14 protein-coding genes are annotated in these 16,346 nt (G+C 55.9%); 2 read left to right on the forward strand and 12 right to left on the reverse strand.

What is annotated here, in order from left to right:
- Nucleotides 1-237: 237 nt before the first annotated feature.
- From GS611_RS08460 to GS611_RS08515, 12 genes are all read right to left on the reverse strand, one after another.
- The gene (locus GS611_RS08460; RefSeq protein WP_171634632.1) at nucleotides 238-2,019 is read right to left on the reverse strand and encodes a thiamine pyrophosphate-binding protein; all 1,782 of its coding nucleotides are present in this window, start codon (nucleotides 2,017-2,019) and stop codon (nucleotides 238-240) included.
- Nucleotides 2,019-3,428 (reverse strand): aldehyde dehydrogenase family protein, encoded by a 1,410-nt coding sequence (locus tag GS611_RS08465; protein WP_171634635.1) that lies wholly within the window; start codon nucleotides 3,426-3,428, stop codon nucleotides 2,019-2,021. The genes GS611_RS08460 and GS611_RS08465 overlap by 1 nt, the downstream gene beginning before the upstream one ends.
- The gene (locus GS611_RS08470) at nucleotides 3,409-4,323 is read right to left on the reverse strand and encodes a sugar phosphate isomerase/epimerase (RefSeq protein WP_171634638.1); all 915 of its coding nucleotides are present in this window, start codon (nucleotides 4,321-4,323) and stop codon (nucleotides 3,409-3,411) included. The genes GS611_RS08465 and GS611_RS08470 overlap by 20 nt, the downstream gene beginning before the upstream one ends.
- A gap of 154 nt (nucleotides 4,324-4,477) precedes the next feature.
- A complete protein-coding gene (locus GS611_RS08475) occupies nucleotides 4,478-5,668 on the reverse strand; it encodes a Gfo/Idh/MocA family protein (protein WP_171634640.1) in 1,191 nt (396 codons plus the stop codon).
- Complete coding sequence (locus tag GS611_RS08480; RefSeq protein ID WP_171634643.1) at nucleotides 5,661-6,335, reverse strand: hypothetical protein; 675 nt, start codon at nucleotides 6,333-6,335, stop codon at nucleotides 5,661-5,663. The genes GS611_RS08475 and GS611_RS08480 overlap by 8 nt, the downstream gene beginning before the upstream one ends.
- Nucleotides 6,325-7,512 (reverse strand): Gfo/Idh/MocA family protein, encoded by a 1,188-nt coding sequence (locus GS611_RS08485; RefSeq protein WP_253284976.1) that lies wholly within the window; start codon nucleotides 7,510-7,512, stop codon nucleotides 6,325-6,327. Before GS611_RS08485 ends, GS611_RS08480 begins: the two co-directional genes overlap by 11 nt.
- On the reverse strand, nucleotides 7,502-8,317 hold the full coding sequence (locus GS611_RS08490) for a citryl-CoA lyase (protein ID WP_171635154.1): 816 nt from the start codon (nucleotides 8,315-8,317) through the stop codon (nucleotides 7,502-7,504). The genes GS611_RS08485 and GS611_RS08490 overlap by 11 nt, the downstream gene beginning before the upstream one ends.
- 8 nt (nucleotides 8,318-8,325) lie before the next feature.
- A complete protein-coding gene (locus tag GS611_RS08495) occupies nucleotides 8,326-10,218 on the reverse strand; it encodes a bifunctional sugar phosphate isomerase/epimerase/4-hydroxyphenylpyruvate dioxygenase family protein (RefSeq protein ID WP_171634648.1) in 1,893 nt (630 codons plus the stop codon).
- On the reverse strand, nucleotides 10,218-11,513 hold the full coding sequence (locus tag GS611_RS08500; RefSeq protein WP_171634650.1) for a TRAP transporter large permease: 1,296 nt from the start codon (nucleotides 11,511-11,513) through the stop codon (nucleotides 10,218-10,220). The genes GS611_RS08495 and GS611_RS08500 overlap by 1 nt, the downstream gene beginning before the upstream one ends.
- A complete protein-coding gene (locus GS611_RS08505; RefSeq protein WP_171634653.1) occupies nucleotides 11,510-12,085 on the reverse strand; it encodes a TRAP transporter small permease in 576 nt (191 codons plus the stop codon). Before GS611_RS08505 ends, GS611_RS08500 begins: the two co-directional genes overlap by 4 nt.
- Before the next feature lie 30 nt (nucleotides 12,086-12,115).
- Nucleotides 12,116-13,126: a TRAP transporter substrate-binding protein DctP gene (gene dctP, locus GS611_RS08510; protein WP_171634656.1), complete on the reverse strand. Its 1,011-nt coding sequence runs from the start codon at nucleotides 13,124-13,126 to the stop codon at nucleotides 12,116-12,118.
- 100 nt (nucleotides 13,127-13,226) lie between these two features.
- Complete coding sequence (locus GS611_RS08515) at nucleotides 13,227-14,303, reverse strand: Gfo/Idh/MocA family protein (protein ID WP_216598221.1); 1,077 nt, start codon at nucleotides 14,301-14,303, stop codon at nucleotides 13,227-13,229.
- 213 nt (nucleotides 14,304-14,516) lie between these two features.
- Here GS611_RS08515 and GS611_RS08520 point away from each other — a divergent pair, with 213 nt between their 5' ends.
- Both GS611_RS08520 and GS611_RS08525 read left to right on the forward strand, forming a co-directional pair.
- On the forward strand, nucleotides 14,517-15,170 hold the full coding sequence (locus tag GS611_RS08520) for a GntR family transcriptional regulator (protein WP_171634661.1): 654 nt from the start codon (nucleotides 14,517-14,519) through the stop codon (nucleotides 15,168-15,170).
- Between the two features lie 315 nt (nucleotides 15,171-15,485).
- Nucleotides 15,486-16,208 carry an AAA family ATPase gene (locus tag GS611_RS08525; protein WP_171634664.1) on the forward strand — a complete coding sequence of 241 codons (723 nt, stop codon included), beginning with the start codon at nucleotides 15,486-15,488 and terminating at the stop codon, nucleotides 16,206-16,208.
- The last annotated feature ends 138 nt before the right edge of the window (nucleotides 16,209-16,346 follow it).

Consider the following 16,346-nt stretch of genomic DNA (forward strand, 5'->3'; position numbering starts at 1 on the left):
GGCAAAACTATGTGTCGTCCCACAAGGAATGTCGGGCGACACATATTTTTGCCATTCATCGACATCTAAGCCTTTGATTTTAAACTTCCCTAGAATAGCACGAGGCACGAGTCTTGCCATTTGCGACTCAAAGGTTTTCCATCAAGCTTAAGCCATCGCATAGCGGCAATTGCCCTTCTGTTAAACAGTTACAGGCAAAAGCCGTATGCACAGGCGGATCGCACACTCCAAATTGATCTAGGTGGCAACGTGCGAAACATCCCTGTCCGGCGAGTATATGTCCAAGATGTTCCAATGTCCGGTGGTTGGTGTTGGGTTGTTGATCATTGGGACATCAAGAACGGTTGGTTTGCCGCTGGCGATTGCCGCTTCCAATGCGGGCAACAATTCATCAGCAGCACTGAGCCTGTGCCCTTCTGCACCATAAGCTTTTGCAATATCTGCATAACCCGGTCCGTTTGCAGGAGCTGCGGCTGATCCGGGGAACGTGGTTCCATAGGTCAAACCGTAATGAGCTTTTTGAAGGCCTGCGATCGTTCCGAAGGCGTTGTTGTTCATGACCAGCCAGATGATGCCCAGATTGAGTTCGACGGCCGTTGCGAGCATCGACGGGTTTTGACCGAAGCCACCATCGCCAACTAAACTTAGTACGACTCGATCAGGTGCTGCCAATTTCGCGCCGATCGCGCCCGGAGGGCCAAAACCCATCGTCGCGAACCCGCCCGGGGTCAGTATTGAGCCAGGGGTCAGGATATCGAATTGCTGTCCGACACCGTTCTTGTTCCACCCAACGTCCGTGGTGATGATGGCATCCTCAGGCAGTGCCTTGCGGGCATCTGCCAGAATGCGCTCGGGCATCATCGGAAAGGCTGATGAGGTCGCCATTTCCACATTGCGCGCTTTGAAGTCCGTCCGAAAGTCAGCGATCTTCTGCTCCAGCACGGGGCGTTGGAGGCCCTCCGGATACATCTCGCGGGCGACCCGGTTGAGGACTAGTAAAGCGGCCTTGGCGTCAGCAACGACTCCGATCTCGGTGGGGTAGTTCCGGCCGATCTCCTGCGGTTCAATGTCGATATGAATGACCTTGGAACCGGGGATGTTGAACGTATAGCCGGGGTACCAGCTGGAGCAATCGGCCTCTTTGAACCGAGTGCCCACGGCAAAGATGTAGTCCGCATTCAAGCAGGACTGGTTGACCAATTCGGTGCCCCAAAACCCGGTCATTCCCAGCACAAGCGGATGGTCGTCTCGCAACGCGCCTTTACCCATCAGGGAATGCGCGACTGGAAGGCCCATATGTTCAACAAATTCTCGCAACTCCTCACTGGCCTGCGCCAACAGGATACCGCCGCCGACATAGGCAACCGGGTTTTCGGCCTGTGCCAGAGCCTCAATGATTTCACGTGCGGTTTCATCGTCAATCGACGGCTTCTTGAGCGCGCGCGTGTTATCGCGGATACGGTCGAAGCTGTCCGAGGGGATCACCTCGGAGAAGATGTCCATCGGCACATTGACCAGCACCGGCCCGGGCTGACCGCTTTCAGCCAGATGGAACGCCTTTTCCAAGATTTCGGCCATCAGGTCGGAGCGATCCACCCGCCAAGCACGTTTGACGAAGGGGCGATAAATCTCCCATTGGGCCGCGTCTGCGTGCAGGTTCACTTCCTGATGCGGATGCTTGCCATAGTAATGCGTGGGAATATCGCCCGCGATCACGACCATGGGGATACAGTCCAGCGCCGCGTTGGCGACCCCGGTGGCACAGTTTGTCAAACCTGGGGAGAGGTGTGACAACACCACCGAGGCCTTGCCCGTCACGCGGGCATATGCGTCCGCCGCGTGGCTGGCGATTTGTTCGTGCCGCACCGTGACAAAATCAATCGGACTTTCGGCCAGTGCAGCCAGAACTGCGATGTTTGTATGGCCACAAAGCCCGAACACATGCTTGACATCACGGCGTTCGAGGAAATCAACGATGTGTTCGGCGACGGTTTTACCGTCGAGTTTGCTTGCGTCCATCACGCGACCTCCTGTCCGTAGAATTCACCGAACAGGTCCGGCTCCGAGGGGCGATCCTCAGGGATCGGACGGCTGACCCAGGTGTAGTTCATCATGTGTTTCATGGTGACGTTTTCATTTGTGATGTTGCCACCCCAGATGCCGCAACCAAGGCTGCTGGTCATAGGCATGCCATTGGTCCACGCACCCGCGTTGGCCTTGGACTGAGGCTGTCGAACCATCATGCGACTGACCGGAGCCAGACGCGCCAACCGGTCGATGTGATCGTCATTGTGGCTGTAGATGCCGCAGGAATGGCCCTTGCCCCCGGTGTTGTAGATCTGGCTGACCGTTTCCAGCGCATCATCGAAAGTTTCGAAGTGATATAGCGCCATTAACGTGGTCAGTTTTTCCTTGGAGAACTTATGCTGCGGGCCGATTTGCCCCTGATTTTCAACCATCAGGAATTTGCGATCTTCGGGGATCGAGAACCCGGCGACCTTGGCCGTTTGCTGAGGCGGACAAGCTATGGTCGGGAACGTGCGGTTGCCCCTATCATCCCACATAGCCGCTTCGAGCATGGCCTTCTCTTCATCCGAACAGAGATATCCACCTTCGGCCTCAAGTGCCTTGATCATATCGTCGTAGACCGAGCGCTGGATGATGATGTTGCCATCTGCCGAGCAGCCAGACCCAAAGTCAGAGGTCTTAGAAATACGAGTGTTCTGAGCGGCAATGTCCAGATCTGCGGTCTCATCGATGACGATGGACGAATTGCCCGCGCCCACGCCATAGGCCGGACGTCCCGAGCTGTAGGCTGCTTTGACCATGGGCTTGCCACCCGTCGCCAGCGTCAGGTCGCAGATCTCCATCAGATGTTGCGTCAATGGGATCGACGGTTTGCGAATGGATTGGAACAAGTCCTCGGGGGCACCGGCAGCACGACAAGCTGCACGCATGACCTCGACCATTTCAAAGGTGGTATGGGCGGTTCGCGGATGCGGGCTGAAGACGACCGCATTCCGGGCGTTCGCGGCGGACACGCCGGTCACTGGTGGAGTCATTGCCGGGTTGGTCATCGGGATCAGGGAGGCGATCACACCGGCAGGTTTGGCATATTTCACCAGACCTTTTTCCTCATCCACCTCGACGATACCCGTCGAGGGTGTGCGCAAGACATCTCGCAGCACCATGTGAATCTTGAAGCGCTTCGCAGGACGCCCTGCGCGATCTCCGATACCGCTTTCGTCCACGCCCTGCTGGGCCAAACGCGTGAAGGTCTTCTCGTTCCCCGCATACCACGCAATGGCCTGAGACAGGCGGTCCAGCCTGTCCTGACCCCAATCCTCGATCTCGGCCATGGCAGCGCGGGCGCGCGCCAGCATATCGGCCGCCATGTTGCGGTCTTTCTCAGTGAGCTCTTTGCCCATGATAATCCTCTTGGTGTTTTGGAATTGCTGCATCGGTCATACGACGCTGAGATCGCGCCGCGCCGAATGTCCGCTTGGCGTGGCTGAGACAGCGACGCGCGTGTTCTTCATATCCCAACTCGGCAACGCGGCTTTGGTTGGGCAGTTCGATGGAATAGTCGACGGGTGGCATCCGTTCGATGATGCCGGTGAAATCGATCCAGCCTTCGCCGGGGTACAGCCTTGCATCACGGGCCAGCTGGATCATGCCTTCGCGCGTATCAGCGATTCCGGGCAGGCAATCTGAGATATGCAGGAAGTGAAAGAGGTCCGAGGGGACGTGCAACAGCTCTCCAAGATCCACTCGGCTGAGGTGCAGATAGAGCGTGTCGACCAGGATACCGCCGTTGGGCTGATCGGAAGCGCGGACAATATCCAGAGCCTCATCCAGAGTGCGCAGGCGGGAAAAACTTGGGAACTCCAGGTCCACCGTTAACCCGTAGGGCGCGGCCAGTTCGCAGGTTTCAGAATAGACGTCGATCAGGAAGTCACGATCATCGCGGGTATTGGTCCACGCGCTCATGATCATGCGCTTGGCACCCAATTCCCCACCGATCTCAAGAGAAGGCTCAAAACTGCGCGGATCGACATCTTCTGTTATGCGCGCAAGTTCGACATCGAGGACTTTCAAGCCAGTGGTAGAGAGAGCAGTTTTGGTGGCATGCACCTGTGCCTTGTCTATTGGAGATTGAGTGAATTCACCGGGCACATGCATCGGAATGAAGCGGGGGCTGACGGCATCGTAACCGGCCCGCGCGGCGATATAGACCAACTCGGGCGGCGTACAGCCAATCAGCGTCAGATGCGCCAAGGAATAGAGAGTGGGGCTTGCGCCAGCCTCTTCGGGTTTCACCATGAACGACAGCTCCACGTGTCTGCGAATCTTAAATTCATCACATGTAGTAAAAAATATCTGATATTTTTTAAAATATCAACTTTTAATACTGAGCAGGAAATGAAAGCGCCCGGGCAACTGCCCGGGCGTGTTTTACAATCTTGTTGGCAGAGCCTTAGAGAGTGACCCAGTCACCTCCGGACTGGTGAGAGCGCACGGAGGCTTCAATAAACCGGACGCCATCTGCACCTTGTTCGACACTGGGATAAGTAAGCCAATCATCCGGAACTGTGACACCATCCCGGCGCGCGGCCACTGCCATGGCAAATTCAGTATAGAGGTTGGCCCAGGCTTCGATAATCCCTTCGGGAAAGCCGCGCGCGGTACGGACCAGACGTTCCGCGCCGGGGCCAATGCCGTGCCCGTGACCTCGGCTGATGATACGATCCGGCTCACCGAACCGATTGAACTTCAGCTGTTCCGAATTCTCCAAGTCCCACTCAAGACCGCCTTCGCTCCCGAATATCCGCAACCGCAACCCACCCCGATTTCCGGGGGCAAGGCGTGTCGCCATCAGGGTTCCTGGAACCTCGTTTTGATAGCGGGTGAACATGAAAACCGTGTCTTCCAAAGGCTTTGGCGCACCGCAGACATGAAACTCGGCCCGTAGGTCGGTCAAGGGCAGGCCCGAGACAAAACTGGCGAGATGAGCTGCATGGGTGCCGATATCGCCGACACAGCTGGTCGGACCAGAAATCTTTGGGTCCAGCCGCCATTTGACGTGGGGCGCATCAGCCACATCATCGGGCGTCATCCAGTCTTGCATGAACTCGACGTGGATTTGGTTGATTTTACCGATGCCGCCTTCCGCCACGATTTGTTTGGCCTGACGGATTACTGGAAAACATGACATCGTATATCCGACAGCAAAGATGTTTCCCGTGCGCGCGGCGATCTCCTCAAGCCCCTCGGCCTCGGCAACTTCGTTGGTCAGGGGCTTGTCGCACAGCACGTCAATGCCCGCCTCAAGAAACGCTTTGGCAGCTTCGAAATGAACGTGGTTCGGGGTCGTGATCATGACGGCATCTACGCCATCCGGGCGCGTCGCCTCGGCCTGCGCCATCTCGTCGAACGACGCATAGCACCTGTCTGCCGGCAGGAACCACTCGGCCCCGCGCGCCTTGCTTCGCGCGGCGTCAGAACTGAGCGCGCCTGCGGTGACCTCCCACCGGTCGGTCATCCGCGCGGCCGTTGCCTGCGTGACAGAGATCCGTCCGCCGCCAACAACGCCCAGCCGCAAACGGCGAGACAACCGGGGGAAAGGTCCGTCAAAGTTCAGGTCTTTGGGTAAAAGTCTCTCAGCCATTCTGAACCTCTATTTCCGGGGCCCGTACGCCTTCCGGCAGCATTTCCACCGCCATGAAAATGCTGGGGGTAATCGTCTCGTACTGATGCCAGGGATAGTTGCCTTCAGCGTCATACATCGGTTTGTGCGTCGTGCCGGGGGCCATGAATTCTTCGAGGTAAAGGGTTTCAACATCCCGCTCACGGCATTGCTGCATTTTGCCAAAGCCTACGATTTGCGTATGCACTTCGCGAAACCCCGGTACCGGGCAGAACGGATGATCCTTGTGCAATCCGACATTCAATGGGACCGAACCGGAATGGTACATGGTCAGTCCAACGTTACCTACAAAGACCTTTGGCGACATGTAGTGGCTGACACCGCGCAAACGCTCCTCTTGGCGAACATCAAAAGCAGATGGCCATGTATCTTTCACCCATGCGAACAACTCGTTGTCATCCGCATGGGCGTCGAAATCGTGGACAATGACTGCACGTTCCACGCCGCTAAGCGTGCTGTCTTGCACGATCACAGACGAAAGCGGTGCAATGGTCTGATCCTCGACAGAGAGATTTCGCCCCCCAAGGTTAAGGACGATGGCGCGACCCTCTATAGAAATTCTGCGCTCGTCAGTTATGTGCTGGACGCGAAAGAATGGCTGAGCAAAGTCGAGTGTCTCAATCGGCATGGACCAACTCCTTCCTCTCATCGTTCAGGAAATCGACCGGCAAAGGTTCCGGAGCCTCGCAACGGCTTTCTATCGTCTGATAGGCACCAAATTTCGGCGCCCGTTCAATCGCGTCCATGACCTCGAATACATGGTAGGCAAGCGCTCCACTTGCACGGGGTTGGCGTCCTTCTTGCGCCGCCAGGGCCAGATCCAAAAGGCCGAGCCCGCGGTTGTCTTCATTGAACCCGTGTTTGTTTTCGACCACCTGCCAGTCTTCGCGACCGGTTGGACGAGGCTGATGAGACCAGCGCGAGGTCTCCCGCGTTTTCAGCCAGACATCCCCTTGAAAGATATTGGCACCATGAACCGGGTCTGGGTCTGGGATGCTGATGGTGCCGTTTTCACCGTAGATCTCGAACCGTGGAGTTTCGCTGTCCCAGACGTCGAAGCTCATGGTCATCGACCCTATAGCTCCGGAAGAGAACTGCAGCAGGCTTAGAGAGTGCGTGTCGACCTCGACATCTATCCATTCGCCGTTGCGAGGGCCGTTTTCGATCATCCTATTGTCGAACGTGCGCCGAGCCATTCCGGCAACCCGGTCAACGGGACCAAGGCAGCAGATCATGGCGGTCAGGTAGTACGGCCCAAGGTCCAGCAATGGCCCACCACCCGCCTTATAGTAGAAATCCGGGTTGGGATGGTGGCGCTCCGTCCCGTGGGTCCCGACATGGGCAAAAGCCCCTGTCGGTTTGCCAATGGCACCCTCGTCGATCAAGCGCCGAACGGTCTGCCAGCGACCGCCCAGAAATGTGTCGGGTGCGCAACCGACCAGTAACCCCTTTTCAGAGGCCATGTGCAGGATCGCCTTACCATCCGTTCGGTTCATGACCAGTGGCTTTTCGGAATAGACGTGTTTCCCCGCCTCCAACGCGCGCAAACTGATTTCCGCATGCGCCGCCGGGATTGTCAGATTCAGAACACAGTCAATCGTCGGATCGTCAAACACCTCATCTGGCGCACAGGCCTTGGCGACACCGTATTGATCCGCTTTGGCGCGGCTTTCAGAAGGGTCAAGGCTTGCGCAAGCCACGACCTCAACGTTTGAGGATTTGGATAGTGTTTTTAGATAAATATCGCTGATACGACCACAGCCGATAAGGCCGACCCGGAAGGATTTCGATGTCTCACGTGTCATCATTCCTGTCTTCGTAGAGGGGTAAGTAATTCGGGGGCATCGGTCCTTTGTTCCGACCGCCCTGGCTCGTCTGCTCCCAGGCGTGGGCAAGTATTCCGACCGAGCGGGACAGGCAGAACAGCCCCCGCGACAAGGGCGCAGGAAAGCCAAGTTCGCAGAAGATCACAGCTGTCGCGCCGTCGATATTCATGGCAATTGGCCGACCGCCGCGTTGACGACCGAGTTCGGCGCGAACCTCTTCTCCGATATCGGCAAACCGGCCAGATACTGTGCCTTCTGCCGCCGCATCACGAACAAGTTGCATCAATCGTGGTGCGCGTGGATCGACAGGCTTGTGAAACCTGTGACCAAAGCCCGATACGATCTTGCCGTAGGTCTCGCGCCAGCTGTCCAAGCCATCCCGAACAGCGTCATTCAGCGAAGCTCCCGCATCTATGCGAGCTGCGATATCATAGTACAGCTCTGCACACTGCTCTCCTGCCCCGCCGTGCACGTCGCCCAGCATGTTCACCGCAGTCGCCATCGCATTATTGAGACCTACCCCGCAGGTGGCGGCCATACGCGCAGCCGCGATTGAGGGAGCCTGTGGGCCGTGATCCACGCCTGCGACCAAAGCGGCTTCGAACAGGCGCGCTTGCGCGTCGCTGGGTAGATCGCCCCGCACCATAAGCCAGATCATCTGCGGGAAAGATACGTTTCCGATCAGGTCCTCTATGGCGTTTCCACGAAAAGAGATCTGTCCGGGTTTCATGTCGATGATGGAGGTACGCCACCATTGGCGAACGGCGCGCTCATCGTCTTTCATCTGCGCGGTCATTGCGTCTGCACCTCTTTCACCGGCTGGGTTTTGCTTTGCGCAGCAAGGCGAATGGGTGCATTGCGCGCGCCATAACCGGCATAGCCCATACGGCGTTCAACAATTTCGAAGAAGAAGCCGTTAAAGATGGGGCGGCTGTATATCTGAAAATACTCAGCACCCGCCGCCCGATCGTAGAGAATGTTCCCCCTGCGCAATTGGGCGACCAAATCGTCATCCAATCCGAATGTCGCTTGCAGATCACCGTAGTAGTTCTCCGGGATGGACAGGCTGGGAAAGCCGGACTTGAGCAACTGGGCTGAAGTTTCAAAAATATCGTCCGATTGGAAGGCAATGTGCTGAACACCGGCGCCAAGGCCATCTTCAAGGAATGACGCCGCCAGAGTTTGGCGCCCAACGGCCCCGTTCAGGTTCAGGCGCACTTCGCCTTCTGGACTTTCGATAGCCTGGCTTTGCACGACGCCGGACGGATCGGCGACGTTCACAATAGGAGACTTTGCCATCTCAAAAGTCGAAATGTAGTAGAGCAGCCAGCTCTGCATCTCATCGTGACGCATCGTCTGTGCCAGATGGTCGATGCGGCGCAGACCGGCGGGCTGGGTCGCTTTGGTCTTGGCGACTGGCTCAAACTCGATGTCCCAAACCCGATGCAGATCGGATTTCTCATCGATGAAATGAACGACGTTGCCACCAACACCCCGAATGGCCGGGATATCCAGTTCCCCTGTTCCCACCGGCTGTGAGAAATTCGGCGCGCCCAACGCGGTCGCCCGCTGAACCGTCTGATCTGCATCTTTGACACGCAACCCCATGTCACAAACGGAGGGGCCGTGACCCAGGAACGCCGAATGGGCAAAACCTTCCTTTTCGGTATTCACAACGATGTTTATGGCACCCTGCCGCCACAGCTCGACGGACTTGGTGACGTGTTTTCGCTCCATTCGAAAGCACATTGCTGACAGCATCTCTGCAAGCTGCGCGCCGCTTAATTCATCAGCTGTAAATTCGACGAACTCAAAGCCTGATACATAGACGCGTTCCGGCAGGTCCGGGATACCGAAATCGGTTCCCGGTTCGGTCCGAGATACCTCATCCAGGAGGTTCACCAGCGACCTGTAGCTGTCTCGGGCCAGCGTCCTGCCTCCGGGTTGCGGCGCCGCTTCGTTGACGCGCGCAATGGACCAAGGCCCCTTGTAACCGGCGCGCGACAACACCCGCACGAAGCCCGCAAGGTTCAGCGATCCGAGCCCGGGCAAAAGCCCGAAATGCCGCTTGAGCCTGCGGATATCCATCTCAAGCCGGGGTGCATCGGACAGTTGCACATGGAACAGCCGCTCTCCGGGAATGTCCCGAAGGCGGGCTGGTTTGGACCCATCGGCAAGCGAGAAGAAGGAATTCAGGGCCAGCCCGAAATGGGGGCTGTCGATGGCTTCCACGACGCGTAACGCCTGCTCATCCGAGCGAATAAGATCCGACCATGGCAAGCCCATATAGGCCAGACGCATCCCTATTTCTTTAGCGATTTGGGCCGCCTCGCCAAGATCTGCGATTACCTGTTCTTCGGTTGCAGCGGCATCGACGTCGAAGGCAGACCCGATTAGCAGTAATTCCGTTCCCAACTCGGTCATCAGGTCGAGTTTGCGTTTCAGCCGATCAAAGGCGCGCTCCCGTCCACCGCCGGACTGGCCTTCAAGGTTATGGAAGGGTTGCAGCAGGCAAATCTTTAGGCCGAGATCTGACGCAATGTTCCGGATCTGAGATGGCGACCCGTCAAAAGCAGTCAAATCCGGCTCGTGTAATTCGACACCCCCGAATCCCGCGTCAGCGATAGTACTCAGCTTTTCAGCCAGATCACCGGGGATCGACGTTGTCGAAACCGAGAGGCACATTATCCCTGATATCCAAACATACGCGGCAACCACAGGACCAGATCCGGCATCAGCATCATGATCACCAAGGCGAAGATGAGAACCGCCAGGAAGGCCCAGATTTCCGAGATGATTTCACGCAGCGGAATGTCCGTCACGGCGTTGATCACAAAGAGTAGAATGCCATAGGGAGGCGTGATCAGACCGATCATCGAGTTCACGACGACCAGCACTCCGAAATGCACCAGATCAATTCCAAGCGCTTCGCAGGTTGGAATGAACAGGGGCACGATCACAAGAATGATCGTTGTCGCGTCCAACACGCAACCCAGCGCGAGGATCAGCAGGTTAACCAGGATCAGGAAAACAATCGGACTAACATCTGAACCCTCCAGCAGTACCGAGATCGACTGTGGAATCTGTTCCTGAATGACGATGAAGTTCAGAATGAACGCGCCGCCAATGACCACCCCGACGGCGGCGGAAGAGCGCGCGCTGTCGACGAACACTTGATACAGGCCACGGAAAGTCAAGGCACGATAGAACAGGGCGGCGAGAAGCAGCGCATAGAAAGCAGCCACTGCTGCAGCCTCGGTCGGAGTGGTGACGCCGCCGTAGATTCCGTACAGCAGGATTGCAGGCATCAGCAGCGCCGGAAACGCGTTGGCGGTTTTTGCGGGCAACTCGCGCAGCGGAACAGGTTCTTCCAAAGCAAAGTTCCGCTTTCCGGCCAGATAGTAGTTCATCGCCATCAGAACGACGCCCATGATCAGACCCGGCAGAATACCGGCCAGGAACAGCGACCCAATAGAGGCCTTGGAAACGAGCGCGTACAAAACCATCGGGATCGAGGGTGGAATAATAGGGCCGATCGTTGCCGACGCCGCCGTGATTGCAGCTGCGTAGCCTCGGCTGTAGCGGCCATCTTTGGTCATCATTTCAATGATTATCTTGCCGATCCCCGCGGCATCCGCGACAGCCGAGCCGGACATACCGGAAAAGATCAGAGACGCTACCACGTTTACGTGCCCGAGGCCGCCCTTGAAACGACCGACAGCGGCTACGCAGAAGTTCAGCAGACGGTCCGTGATCGACCCAGCATTCATGATATTCGCGGCGACGATGAACAAAGGCACGGCAAGCAGGATCGTGCTTTTGTAGAAGCCTTGCAGGATTTTCTCGCCCGCGAGGGCGACGTCCAATCCGGCCGTGCCCAGATACACCAATGAGGCCAAAAGGATGGAATAGCCGATAGGTGTCCCGATGCCTGCCAGAAGAAAGAGAGCGAGCAGGCAGGAAAGAAGTTCAAAACTCATTTCTTAACTTCCTCGCCCTCTTCGACGTCGACACGCGGATGGTCGTCAACGACGTTGTACCCAACGACCAGTTCCAACTCTGTCTTTGGTGGGCCATTGCGCATGACGTCGAAGAATAGCCACGCGTACCGCGCTGCGACGACCAGCATGAATACCGCGTAAATCGAGAATACTGTGCGCAGCGGTATCTTCTCGCCGGAGAACGGATTGCGGACAGTCGATGTCTTGCGGATTTTCATCCAGTCGATGTAGTCCCACGTCGGAAGGAAGCTGTAGAGCATACCGACCACGATCGCTGCGGCCGCCAGCATCGCAAAGACCTGCCGCACGCGCATCGGTACGGAAAGGTAGATAATGTCGAACTTCACGTGATCCCGTTCTCGCACTATGAAAGCGCAACTGAAGAAGATCACCCAGACCCACAGAATGCCGATGAGTTCAAGCGTCCATCCGGCGGGGGTAAAGAAGTAGCGCAAGAGTATTTGCAATAGGAAGATCAGGAAGATTGCCGCCAGCATCCCGCCGGCAATCGCTTCGGTCAGTCGGGAGAACCCCTTCATAAAGGCTTTCATTATGGTTCTCCCTCCCTTCTTCAGACGACTTTAGTTGCCCAGAGCGTTGATCTGCTCAAGCACACCGTCCGGCCATGATCCGGCGAATTCACTTTCCAGGTACATAGACTGTACCTGATCGCGGAACGCAGCGAGATCGGGTTCGTAAATCTCCATGCCCTGCTCTTTCAGGAAGCTGACAAGATCCTCTTCTTTCTGAAGCTGTTTCTGGCGGCCTGATTCAGCTGCTGCGTCCGCAGCTTCCTGAACCTTGGCTTGCTGTTCCGGAGTAAGCCCGTCCCAAACCTCTTTGCCGATGGCGATATAGTTCAAGTCGACCAGATGCGATGTCAGGACGATCTGATTGGTCACTTCATAGAACTTGGCGTCGACGACGGTCGGTAACGGATTATCCTGCCCGTCAACGGCACCGGTCGACAGCGCGGTATAGACTTCGGAGAAGGCCATCGGTGTCGGCGCGGCACCCAGCGCTTTGCCAAGGAACTGCCATGCGTCGGTGCCCGGCATCCGCAGATTCACGCCTTCCAAGTCTGCTGGCGTCGTGACTGTCAGCTCATCCTTGGGTTGGCGCAGGTTAACCTGACGACGGCCCAGATACATGACCGACAGCAGTTTGACGCCCAGCTCTTCTTCAGCTTTTTGCTTGAAGGCATCCATCAAGGGATCGTTGAAGACAGCCACCTGATGCGCGGCGTCCTGGTGGACATAGCCTGCGGTAAAGATCGAAAACTCGGGGAAGAACTGGGCCAGTTCCTGCGCCGAGGTGATCGACATTTCCAGGTTACCCCGGCTGATGGCGTCCAACTCGGTGCCTTGGGCGAAGATGGTTCCATTATAGCTGGGCTCGTAGCTTGCGAAATCAGCGACCATGGGCGCGAAAACCTCGGCCATAGCGACCGAGCGCTGATCGGTCTCCGATCCTGATGTTGCGAGGCGAAGTTGCACTTTGTCTTCCGCCAGCACACCACTTGTTGCGCTAAACAGAACACCGGTTGCGACCAGGGCCGATACAGCAGCCCGGCGGGTAAGTTTGGTAATCACTTTGCTCCTCCCTGAGACATCATGATGCTTCTTTTTTGCGATTCAGAGTTTTGACCTATTTTGGACATTTTGCAAGATGTTTTGCAAAATATCTGATATTTTAGACTGCCGTCATACCTGCCATTGGTGTTTTTTGTAAGTTTTTGATCTTGACCGTATCACCTGTTCTGCAGGAATTCTGAATAGCTTCAATGACTTGAAGTGTTCTGAAGCCTTCCCAGCCGGACACAATCGGATCTGCTTCGTGCCGAGCAACGTCAACAAAGTGCCCGAGTTGATTGACCAGTGGGTCAGAGGAACCCTTCTTCAGCGCGGTTGACGAAATTGGAATCCACCAATCCCTTTCCTCACCCTGGTAGGTCCATAATCTTAGATCAGGGACAGACAACGACCCATGAGAGCCACCGATCATGTAGCTACTCTCAGTGGTCGACGGATAGATTGGATATTCCTGAGACGTCATCTCCCAGCTCCACGGAGCAACAATGCTGTCGGATACGCTAATGGTCCCAATCGCTCCGCTTTCAAACGTCAATAGCGCTCCGGCGACATCTTCGTTGTCATAGCCGCGTTGCGAGGTAGCCGACTGCGCCTGTACGGTCACGACCTCTCCGGCCAGGTACCGCAGAAGATCGACATCATGGACAAGATTGACCGAGATAGGCCCCGCACCGGGTTTCTTACGCCAGGGTGCGGCGTCAAAATACTCATCGGGCTTGTAAAACCAGCAATTCGCATGGACAGCGCGCACATCTCCAATCTTCCCGTCGACAATGGCTTCCTTCGCTGACTTGATCAGAGGATTGTGCCGACGATGATGTCCGACCATCAGTGGCACATTGGCCTTTTCCGCTTCTTGGACAAGCTCCAGTGCAGCGGAGGCTTCCACGGCGATCGGTTTTTCGACGAGTACGGGACAACCATGCCGAACACATGTGAGCCCTTGTTCGACATGAAGCGTCGTGGGCGTCGCGAGCACAGCTCCGTCCGGCGTCTGATTTGCAAACATATTCTCGAGGGTCTCGTAACACGCAACGCCATGCTCCGCAGCGTAGGTGCGCCCTTCGTCACTGGGATCAACAACCGCAACAAGATCGACATGACGCAACGCGCGGATCGCGTCTGCGTGGCGGCGTCCAACAAGGCCAATGCCGACAATGGCAATGCGAAAGTTCATTGACACTTTGCTTCCTTCCAGAGGGTTCGGAAACTCCGAAACCAATGTTTATGACTGAGCTGCTTTGCCCAACTTGAATTCGACCGTATTGGGGTTTTTGCGATTCCACAATAATGTATGATATTTTTATTTCTACCATACATCAGATTGGATTGCTGATAACTCTATAAAGTGGTATTTGAAGGAGGAATCTAAAAATATCGGGTGAAACGCATGGCGAAACAGCCGTCTACGATAGGTGCAAGCACCTATCAGCGCATCAAGCGGGATATCATCTTCGGAGAGTTGCAACCCGGCTCCAAACTGAAGCTGGACGCATTGAAAGAGCGCTACTCAGCAAGCCTTTCAACACTTCGTGAAACCCTGAACAGGCTTGCCAGCGACGGTTTTGTCGAAGCTCCCGAACAAAGAGGCTTCCTGGTTACGCCGGTCTCTCGCGAAGACCTGACCGAGATATCAGAGTTGCGTGTCCTGCTGGAATGCCACGCGTTGGAGTTGTCCATTGCGAATGGCGACACGGACTGGGAAGGCAACCTCGTTGCCGCGCACCACAAACTGCACCTGATGGAACAGCAGCTTCTCAAGGGCGACGAGTCCGAGAAAGAAACCTGGAAACGATATGATTGGGAGTTTCATCAAGCGATGATCGCGGCCTGCAACTCCAAGAACCTTCTGTCTCTGCACTCCATCATCTACGACAAATACTTGCGGTATCAGATGCTTGTGCTGACTTATCGCGGCGAAGAAGCGGTCAAGGAGCACAAGGGCATGTTCGATGCCGCGCTGGCCAGAGACGCCGACACGGCAAAGAGGCTGTTGGAAGATCACATTCGAAACGGCCTTTCACATACGCTGGAGGCTATGTAGCTCGCTGTTGTTGCCGCCTATCTCCATCACCTGAATCAGCGGCACGGGACCTGAAAGGCAAGTTTAATTACTGTGCTTACCAGACGAATTCCGTAAGTTTATGATTCGACATCCGAACCCGCTACATCAGGCAGCCGTTTAAACAGGGATGAGAACGCTAAGCTTCCGCAACCAAGGGTTGCTTTGCACCACCACAACAAACCGCGAACATCCTTGAAACGGTTTTATGTGAAGCGATCTCTGGTTGAGAGGTGGCCCTTCAGTGGAACGAGTGCATAAGGCAGCCTCGCGGGACAAAGCAGGCTTTGAAAGTGATTGTATGAATGGCTGGTTCGCGTATTTCATAGCCGACAGCTCTATCCGCTTGACCCTGCAAAAGCTGCCGACCCTGTACGTGGACAAGCGGCCTTGCAGGAATTGCCGTCAAACTGTCTTCCTTACGAAGGTGAGCCATTGAAAGGGCTAGTACGAATTCACGATATCCCTGCGCAGCGTGGATTCGGTGAAGAAGCGGCAGGCGAGGAAGACGACGACGCTCCCGCAGGATCTCCTGGTAGCAAGCTTTCGGATCAACTCCGCAGCTACTATTCAAAACACCTCGATCCGGCGAAAGGACCTGATGCAAATGATTTAGGCGCGCTTCAAGCCATTGAAGCGGCGCAAGACGCGTTTGATCAAAAGCTAACCGAAAGCTTCGCAGCTGCATTTAGTGAAGTTGAAGAAATGAGTTACCCAAGCGTAACAGACCCGAAACCAAAGGTTTCTACAAGATTAAAGGCAATCGACGGGTTAAATCACTCTTCGGCTGTAACATTTGTCGTTGATGTGGCCCCTACGGAAAGCGAAGATATGGTGCCGCTGCTGCAGCTTCCAGAAAACAACAATGGGCTCGGATACCAAAACCTAATTTCGATGATTTTCAGGTTGATGAGCTTTCGCGACTCTTGGATGCGCGTCGGCGAGGCTGCCAATGCTAACGATGACGTTCAATACGAACCACTACATCTGGTGCTGGTTGAAGAACCGCAACCCTATTAGACAACACCGTGTCCTCGCCTGAGCCTGCGGGCCGCACCACTACTGTCGAATAGCATTGCCTCGCCCCCATCCGCGTTCGCCAAGTGGCAGATCAGCAGGAACAGGTGCCTTCGGCGTCTGATCCGCAAATCAGACCTG

Origin of the sequence: Ruegeria sp. HKCCD6119, assembly GCF_013110585.1 — a bacterium.
Taxonomy (GTDB): domain Bacteria; phylum Pseudomonadota; class Alphaproteobacteria; order Rhodobacterales; family Rhodobacteraceae; genus Ruegeria.

What these genes read in the sequence shown, in the direction of transcription:
- GS611_RS08495 (WP_171634648.1), bottom strand. Translation starts at nt 10,218, where the DNA reads ATGTGCCTCTCGGTTTCGACAACGTCGATCCCCGGTGATCTGGCTGAA.
- GS611_RS08465 (WP_171634635.1), bottom strand. Translation starts at nt 3,428, where the DNA reads ATGGGCAAAGAGCTCACTGAGAAAGACCGCAACATGGCGGCCGATATG.
- GS611_RS08470 (WP_171634638.1), bottom strand. Translation starts at nt 4,323, where the DNA reads ATGGTGAAACCCGAAGAGGCTGGCGCAAGCCCCACTCTCTATTCCTTG.
- GS611_RS08490 (WP_171635154.1), bottom strand. Translation starts at nt 8,317, where the DNA reads ATGAAAGACGATGAGCGCGCCGTTCGCCAATGGTGGCGTACCTCCATC.
- GS611_RS08515 (WP_216598221.1), bottom strand. Translation starts at nt 14,303, where the DNA reads ATGAACTTTCGCATTGCCATTGTCGGCATTGGCCTTGTTGGACGCCGC.
- GS611_RS08505 (WP_171634653.1), bottom strand. Translation starts at nt 12,085, where the DNA reads ATGAAAGCCTTTATGAAGGGGTTCTCCCGACTGACCGAAGCGATTGCC.
- GS611_RS08520 (WP_171634661.1), top strand. Translation starts at nt 14,517, where the DNA reads ATGGCGAAACAGCCGTCTACGATAGGTGCAAGCACCTATCAGCGCATC.
- GS611_RS08485 (WP_253284976.1), bottom strand. Translation starts at nt 7,512, where the DNA reads ATGACACGTGAGACATCGAAATCCTTCCGGGTCGGCCTTATCGGCTGT.
- GS611_RS08475 (WP_171634640.1), bottom strand. Translation starts at nt 5,668, where the DNA reads ATGGCTGAGAGACTTTTACCCAAAGACCTGAACTTTGACGGACCTTTC.
- GS611_RS08480 (WP_171634643.1), bottom strand. Translation starts at nt 6,335, where the DNA reads ATGCCGATTGAGACACTCGACTTTGCTCAGCCATTCTTTCGCGTCCAG.
- GS611_RS08500 (WP_171634650.1), bottom strand. Translation starts at nt 11,513, where the DNA reads ATGAGTTTTGAACTTCTTTCCTGCCTGCTCGCTCTCTTTCTTCTGGCA.
- GS611_RS08460 (WP_171634632.1), bottom strand. Translation starts at nt 2,019, where the DNA reads ATGGACGCAAGCAAACTCGACGGTAAAACCGTCGCCGAACACATCGTT.